This window comes from Streptomyces sp. B15 (genome assembly GCF_018070605.1).
Lineage (GTDB): Bacteria > Actinomycetota > Actinomycetes > Streptomycetales > Streptomycetaceae > Streptomyces > Streptomyces smyrnaeus.
The window spans coordinates 36,898-44,148 of sequence record NZ_JAGPXJ010000065.1 but is presented as its reverse complement, the minus strand read 5'-3'; the positions used below and the strand labels follow the sequence as shown (position 1 = coordinate 44,148).

Sequence of the window (7,251 nt, the reverse complement as noted above, 5' to 3'; positions counted from 1 at the left end):
TTCGCGCCAGGTCCTGGGGCCGGCCACCCCCCGGCCCGAGGACGGCGACACCCTCGGCTTCCGCTTCGCGTTGAGCGAGAACTCGCAGCAGGCCGACAAGCCGCGCGGCGCCGTCGCGTTCGCCGACGCCTGCGCGAAGACGGCGGCCGAGGCGGGCAGCAAACGGGTCGCCGTGCGCATCGACTTCGGCACCCGCGCCGACGCCGCCGAAGGTGAGCCCAAGGCCCCACCGGCCCCCCGCACCGGCTGCGCGCGCATACCGGAGAAGGGCACAGCTGCTGAAGCCCTGGCCGAAGTCGCTTCCCCGCTGCGCTACAGCTCCGAGGGGCTGTTGTGCGCCATCGACCACTATCCCGCCAAGGGATGCGGCGAGCAGGCGAAGGGCGGCGGCGACAGCGGGAAGGGGAGCAGCGACAGCCGGAAGAGCGGCGGCGACGGCGGGAAGAGCGACGGAAGCGACGACGGCCTGTCGACGGGGTTGGGGGTCGGGGCCGGTGTCGCGGCCGTGGCCATCCTCGGAGTCGCGGCACTGTGGCAGGCACGCCGCCGAAGGCGATAGCCGATGCACCGCTCCACTCCGAGAGCACTGCTCACCAAGAGCACGGGAGCGGGAGCGGGGGCCCGGACGGCGCCCCGCTCTCTGCCGAGAGCACCGCTCTCGACCCGCAGCACCGCTCTGCACCCGGGCGCGTGGTGGCTCTGGGCCCTGGGTCTGGCCACCGCGGCCTCCCGCACCACCAACCCCCTGCTGCTCGCCCTGGTGATCGCGGTGGCGGGCTACGTCGTCGCCGCCCGCCGCACCGACGCCCCCTGGGCCCGCTCCTACACCGCGTTCCTCAAACTGGGCCTGCTCGTACTCACCATCCGCCTCGTCTTCGCGTTCTTCCTCGGCTCCCCCATCCCCGGCAGCCATGTGCTCGCCGAACTGCCCGAGGTGCCGCTGCCCGAGTGGGCACGCGGGGTGCGGATCGGCGGGCGGGTCACGGCGGAGGGCATGCTCTTCGCCCTGAACGACGGGCTCAAACTGGCGACCCTGCTCATCTGCGTCGGCGCCGCCAACGCGCTCGCCAACCCCGCGCGTCTGCTCAAGTCCCTGCCGGGCGCGCTCTACGAGGCAGGAGTCGCGGTGGTGGTGGCGATGACGTTCGCCCCCAACCTCGTCGCCGACGTACGGCGGCTGCGGGCGGCACGCAGACTGCGCGGGCGGGACGACCGGGGGCTGCGCGGCGTGCTCCAGGTCGGTCTGCCGGTACTGGAAGGCGCGTTGGAGCGCTCGGTGGCACTCGCGGCGGCGATGGACGCGCGCGGCTACGGCCGCACGGCACAGGTACCGGCCGCCGTACGCCACACCACCACCGCTTTGACCCTCGGCGGGCTGCTCGGCGTCTGCGCGGGTACCTACGGTCTGCTGGCGGCCAAAGGGGCGGGCTTCGGTCTTCCCGTCCTGCTGGTGGGGCTGGCCCTCGCCCTGGCCGGACTGTGGCTGGGCGGCAGACGGGCGGCCCGTACCCGTTACCGCCCCGACCGCTGGGGAGCTCGCGCCTGGCTGGTGTCGGCGTCCGGCGCCGCCGTCGGCGCCCTCATGATCACGGCAGCCGATGTCCTTCCCGGACCACTGAACCCTCCGGCCGTACCGCTCACCGCACCCCACCTGCCCCTGTGGCCGGCCGCCGCCGTCCTCCTCGGCCTCCTCCCCGCCGTCCTCGCCCCGGCCCCACACACCGTTCAAGCCGCCCCGGGAACCGCCCCGAGCACTGCCCGTGCCCCCTCCATCGACCCCGCACACGGGCGGACCGCACGGAGGAACGCGGCACGGAGGGACGCGGCGCGGGGGAAGGCCGCACAAGGGGAGGCCGTCGCCGGGGAGAGCGCACCCGGGGTGAGCGCACAGGCGAAGGGCGCACAAGGGCGCCGTACCGCGCGGGCGCTGCGGGGCCGACAGCACGACGAGGAGAGCGCACAGTGATCACCTTCGACCAGGTCACCGTCGTCCACGACGGCGCGACCGCCCCCGCCCTCCCGCTGGTGGACGCCCATATACCGGAGGGCGAGCTGTGCCTGCTCATCGGTCCGAGCGGAGCGGGCAAGTCGACCCTGCTGGGCACCGTCTCCGGCCTGGTTCCGCACTTCACCGGAGGCACCCTGCACGGCAGGGTGACCGTGGCGGGCCGCGACACCCGCACCCACAAGCCCCGCGAACTCGCCGACATCGTCGGCACGGTGGGACAGGACCCGCTCGCCCACTTCGTCACCGACACGGTCGAGGACGAACTCGCCTACGGCATGGAGTCCCTGGGTCTGCCTCCCGGCACCATGCGTCGCCGTGTGGAGGAGACCCTCGATCTGCTCGGCCTCAACGAACTGCGTGACCGCCCCATCGCCTCCCTCTCCGGCGGTCAGCAGCAGCGCGTCGCCATCGGCTCCGTCCTCACCCCGCACCCCAAGGTCCTCGTTCTCGACGAACCCACCTCCGCGCTGGACCCGCCCGCCGCCGAGGAGGTGCTTGCCGTCCTGCAGCGGCTCGTCCACGACCTGGGCACCACCGTCCTGATGGCCGAACACCGGCTGGAACGCGTGGTGCAGTACGCGGACCAGGTGCTGTTGCTGGCACCGGATGACGAGGGGAGCGGTGGCGCGGCTCCGGGGGGCTTCCCCTCCCCTCCCCCACCCACCCCTGCCCTTCCCCCGCGGGGTGCGGCGCGGCTCGGGGAGCCGGCCGCGCTGCTGGCGGTCTCGCCCGTGCGGCCGCCCGTGGTCGAGTTGGGCGAACTGGCCGGATGGGACCCCCTCCCGCTGTCGGTCCGGGACGCCCGCCGCAGGTCCGGTCCGCTCCGCGAGCGACTGGCTCCCCATCTCCCTGCTGCCACCACCGCCGCCCCTCCGCACGGCGCCGAGCCGCTGGCAGAGGTCTCGCGGCTCACTCTGATCCGCGACCGTGTCCCGGCCCTGCACGAGGTGTCCCTCTCCTTGTACGCCGGGGAGACCGTGGCACTCATGGGGCGCAACGGGGCGGGCAAGTCCACCCTGTTGAACACGCTCGTCGGGATGCACAAGCCCACGTCGGGCCGGGTCACCGTCGGCGGCAGGGTCCCGCACCGCACCCGGCCGGCCGAACTCCTCCGGCACGCCGGTCTGGTGCCGCAGGAGCCGCGCGATCTGCTCTACGCGGACACCGTCGCCCATGAGTGCCGGACGGCCGACGCCGACGCCGGTGCCGAGCCCGGCACCTGTCGCGCACTGGTCTCCCGACTGCTTCCTGATATCGCCGACACCACTCACCCCCGCGATCTGTCGGAGGGCCAACGGCTGGCCCTCGCCCTGTCGATCATCCTCACGGCCCGGCCGCCGCTGTTGCTGCTGGACGAGCCCACCCGGGGACTGGACTACGCGGCCAAGTCCCGGCTGGTGTCACTGCTGCGCCAACTGGCGGCCGAGGGCCACGCCATCGTGCTGGCCACCCACGATGTCGAGCTCGTCGCGGAGCTGGCGCACCGCGTCGTCGTCCTCGCCCAGGGGGAGCCCGTGGCCGACGGACCCACCGACGAGGTCGTCACCTCCTCACCCGCTTACGCTCCACAGGTCTCCAAGATCCTTGCTCCCCAGCCATGGCTGACCGTCAGCCAGGTTCGGGAGGCGCTGTGACCGGCCGGACCGCCACCCCACCGCCGGCGGGCGGGGCCGATCCAGGAGACCGGGCGGACCGGGCCGGCCAGGCGGATCGGGTGGGCCGGGCCGTTCGCGCCGTACGGCTGGGGCCGAAGTCCGTTGCCGCGCTGGCGTTGACCAGTGCCACCGGCGTTGCCGCGTTCGCCTGGCCGCTGCTGGCCGATCGGACCTCCGGTCTGGCGCACTCGCAGGACGCTCCCTGGCTGTTCGCCGCACTGCTCCCCCTTCTGCTCGCTGTCGCCGTGGCGACCGTCTCCGAGACCGGGCTGGACGCCAAGGCCGTGGCCATGCTGGGCGTACTGGCCGCGGCCGGTGCCGCGCTGCGGCCGCTGGGCGCCGGCACCGCCGGTCTGGAGCCGATGTTCTTCTTGATGGTGCTCTCCGGCCGGGTGCTGGGGCCGGGTTTCGGATTCGTGCTGGGCGCTGTATCGATGTTCGCCGGGGCGCTGCTCACCGGTGGGGTGGGCCCCTGGATGCCGTTCCAGATGCTCACCATGGGCTGGGTGTCCATGGGGGCCGGACTCCTGCCGGGGCCCGGCACGTTGCGGGGCCGGCGGGAACTTCTCCTCCTCGCTGTCTACGGGGCGGTCTCCGCACTGCTCTACGGCCTGGTCATGAATCTGCAGGGCTGGCCGTACATCGCGGGCCTCGGCTCGGGCATCTCGTTCGTACCCGGTGACCCTCTTGGGGAGAATCTGGCCCGCTACGCCGCCTATGTACTGGCCACTTCCCTCGGCTGGGATGTACCACGAGCGCTGCTCACCGTGGTGCTGACCCTGACGCTGGGCGGCACGGTGCTGCGCGCACTGCGCCGGGCCACCCGTCGCGCCGCCTTCGACGCCCCGCCCGCGTTCAGGACGGCGCCCGGGCAGCAGGAGGACATCCAGGAGGGGAGCGACAACGTCTCCTCGCAGCTACCCAGGTCCTGATGAGCGCCACCGCATACCGGGCAGAGCCGGGGCGGTGAGGTCCCCGTGTTCCTGCCCGACCCCGACGGGCAGGAACACGAGCCCTACAGCGAGCCCCGCCGGATGTGCGGACTCGCGGCTCCTGTCCCGGGTGGCGCGACCTGGCACCGACTCCGGGAGGCTGCGGTGGGTTCAGCGGTCAGACGCGGGCAGCGGTGCCTATAAGGCGGAAGGGTATGACCTCGGCGTGGGTGGTCGGAGGCGGCGGCGCGGCAGTTGTGCGTGCACCGACGACGACCGGGACTGCGCACAGCCCGGTCCCCGCCAGCTCGCCCAGGCATGTCCATTGCTGCAACGTCTGCTCGGTCATGCTTGGGCCCCCCGTTCATCCCCGTTACGACCAGGAGAACGTCCGTTCTCCGGTCAGGTAAGACTGTATCGTAGAGAACAACGGTTCTCAAGACCTGGGGAGAACAGGGACGACGGGGGAGAACGGGGAGAACGGGGAGCATGGACAGCGAAGCCACGACCGAGGCTCGCATCCTCAGCGCGGCGGATGCGCTCTTCTACGAGCACGGCGTACAGGCCGTGGGTATGGACCGGATCCGTGACGCCTGCGGCGTCTCGCTGAAGAAGATCTACAAGTGCTTTCCGTCCAAGGGCGCGCTGGTCGAGGCGTATCTGCGCCGCCGGGACAAGTGGGCCCGGACCGCGCTGGAGGAGCGGGTGGCCCGCCACACCGATCCTCAGGAGCGGGTGCTGGCAGTGTTCGACTGGCTCTACGATTGGGTCGACGGGCCGGACTTCCACGGCTGCGCCTTCATAAACGCCTTCGGCGAACTGGGCGCCGACTCCCAGTCGGTGGCCGACGCGGTGCGCGACCACAAGACGGCGGTCCGCAGCTATCTGCGGGACCTGGCCCACGAGACCGGCGCGGCGCAGCCGGAATGGCTCGCCTCGCAGTTGGCCGTGCTGCTCGACGGAGCGATGAGCAACGCCTCCATCACCGACTCCCCCGACCCGGCGCACCACGCCCGCTCCGCCGCGAAGACGCTGCTGAGCGGCGCGGCCTCCCCGGCCGTCTGAACGGCCGTCGAACAACCATCTGAACGTCCGGACGACCGTCCGAACCGCGCCCAGGTCGTTACCCGGGGCCGCCCGGACCGCCCGATGCCGCACAGCCCGCGCACGCCGCCCGACCGCCCAGGACCCCGCAGGCCGGACACCGGCCGTCCCCACGGGCGACCCGCGTCCGGCGGGAGTCCGCAGGGGCGGTCGCCTACAGCCGCTGCAGGATGGTGGCCGTGGCCAGGGCGCCGCCCGCACACATCGTGATCAGGGCGAACTCCTTGTCGGCGCGTTCGAGTTCGTGGAGTGCGGTGGTGATGAGCCGGGCGCCGGTGGCGCCGACGGGGTGGCCGAGGGCGATGGCCCCGCCGTTGACGTTGACCTTCTCCAGGTCCTGTTCGAAGACCCGGGCCCAGGAGAGCACGACGGAGGCGAAGGCCTCGTTGACCTCGACGAGGTCGATGTCCTTGAGGGACATTCCGGCCTTGCCGAGGACGGCACGGGTGGCGTCGACGGGCCCGGCGCGGTGGAAGTGGGGGTCGGCGCCGACCAGCGCCTGTGCGACGATCCGCGCGCGGGGGCGGAGCTTCAGGGCGCGGGCCATGCGCTTGGAGGCCCACAGCACGGCGGCTGCGCCGTCGGAGATCTGCGAGGAGTTCCCGGCCGTGTGCACGGCGGTGGGCATCACGGGTTTGAGCCCTGCGAGGGCTTCCATGGAGGTGTCGCGCAGCCCCTCGTCGCGGTCGACGTGCCGCCACATGCCCTGCCCTGCGGCCTGTTCCTCCTCGGTGGTGGGCACCTGGACGGCGAAGGTCTCCCGCTTGAAGCGCTCCTCGGCCCAGGCGGTGGCGGCCCGCTCCTGGGAGAGGAGGCCGAGCGAGTCGACACGTTCGCGGGTGAGTCCGCGGTGGCGGGCGATGCGTTCGGCGGCCTCGAACTGGTTGGGCAGGTCGACGTTCCACTCGTCCGGCCACGGCTTGCCCGGGCCGTGTTTGGAGCCGCTGCCCAGCGGCACGCGGGACATGGCTTCGACGCCGCAGCCGATACCGATGTCGATGACGCCGGCGGCGACCATGTTGGCGACCATGTGGTTGGCCTGCTGGGAGGAGCCGCACTGGCAGTCGACGGTGGTGGCGGCGGTCTCGTAGGGCAGGCCGACAGCCAGCCAGGCGTTGCGCGCCGGGTTCATGGACTGTTCACCGGCGTGGGTGACGGTGCCGCCGACGATCTGTTCGACGCAGTCGGCGTGGATGCCGGTGCGGCCGAGCAGTTCGCGGTAGGTCTCCCCCAGCAGATAGGCGGGGTGCAGGTTGGCCAGGGCGCCGGAGCGCTTGCCGATGGGGGTGCGTACCGCTTCGACGATGACGGGTTCGGCGGCCATGAGTCGTCCTCTCCAGCCCGGCTGGCTCCCCACCAGCACAACTAGTACGCGTTCTAGTTCTTCGGACAGTGTGCGGAGCGTGCTCACCGCCGCGCAAGGGTCTTGCACCCTCCGCGCTCACTCCGCCGCATACGCGACCGCACGCTCCGTGCACAAGAACTGCTCCCGCAGCTCTTGCCACTTGTAGAACCCGTTATTACCTTCGGGGCGATTCTGACGGCCCGTCAG

At 72.2% G+C, this 7,251-nt stretch carries 6 protein-coding genes; 5 read left to right on the top strand and 1 reads right to left on the bottom strand.

The features are described 5' to 3' along the window. From KBY19_RS25365 to KBY19_RS25345, 5 genes are all read left to right on the top strand, one after another. A partial coding sequence (locus tag KBY19_RS25365; RefSeq protein ID WP_307843618.1) for an SCO2322 family protein occupies positions 1-559 on the top strand: 559 nt, incomplete at its 5' end. A 3-nt stretch (positions 560-562) separates the two neighbouring features. Continuing rightward, positions 563-1,966, top strand: coding sequence for an energy-coupling factor transporter transmembrane component T (locus KBY19_RS25360; protein WP_210966781.1), 1,404 nt, complete (start codon positions 563-565; stop codon positions 1,964-1,966). After that, positions 1,963-3,642 carry an ABC transporter ATP-binding protein gene (locus KBY19_RS25355; protein ID WP_210966780.1) on the top strand — a complete coding sequence of 560 codons (1,680 nt, stop codon included), beginning with the start codon at positions 1,963-1,965 and terminating at the stop codon, positions 3,640-3,642. The genes KBY19_RS25360 and KBY19_RS25355 overlap by 4 nt, the downstream gene beginning before the upstream one ends. An 80-nt stretch (positions 3,643-3,722) precedes the next feature. Then, a complete protein-coding gene (locus tag KBY19_RS25350; RefSeq protein ID WP_210966783.1) occupies positions 3,723-4,595 on the top strand; it encodes an ECF transporter S component in 873 nt (290 codons plus the stop codon). A 489-nt stretch (positions 4,596-5,084) separates the two neighbouring features. Next, positions 5,085-5,660, top strand: coding sequence for a TetR/AcrR family transcriptional regulator (locus tag KBY19_RS25345; protein ID WP_099880435.1), 576 nt, complete (start codon positions 5,085-5,087; stop codon positions 5,658-5,660). A gap of 193 nt (positions 5,661-5,853) precedes the next feature. Here KBY19_RS25345 and KBY19_RS25340 read toward each other — a convergent pair whose 3' ends face one another. Further along, positions 5,854-7,023 carry a steroid 3-ketoacyl-CoA thiolase gene (locus tag KBY19_RS25340; protein WP_210966779.1) on the bottom strand — a complete coding sequence of 390 codons (1,170 nt, stop codon included), beginning with the start codon at positions 7,021-7,023 and terminating at the stop codon, positions 5,854-5,856. Positions 7,024-7,251: the final 228 nt, after the last annotated feature.

Excerpts from the sequence above, each read along its gene's own strand:
- KBY19_RS25360 (WP_210966781.1), top strand. The coding sequence starts at position 563 with ATGCACCGCTCCACTCCGAGAGCACTGCTCACCAAGAGCACGGGAGCG.
- KBY19_RS25340 (WP_210966779.1), bottom strand. The coding sequence starts at position 7,023 with ATGGCCGCCGAACCCGTCATCGTCGAAGCGGTACGCACCCCCATCGGC.
- KBY19_RS25345 (WP_099880435.1), top strand. The coding sequence starts at position 5,085 with ATGGACAGCGAAGCCACGACCGAGGCTCGCATCCTCAGCGCGGCGGAT.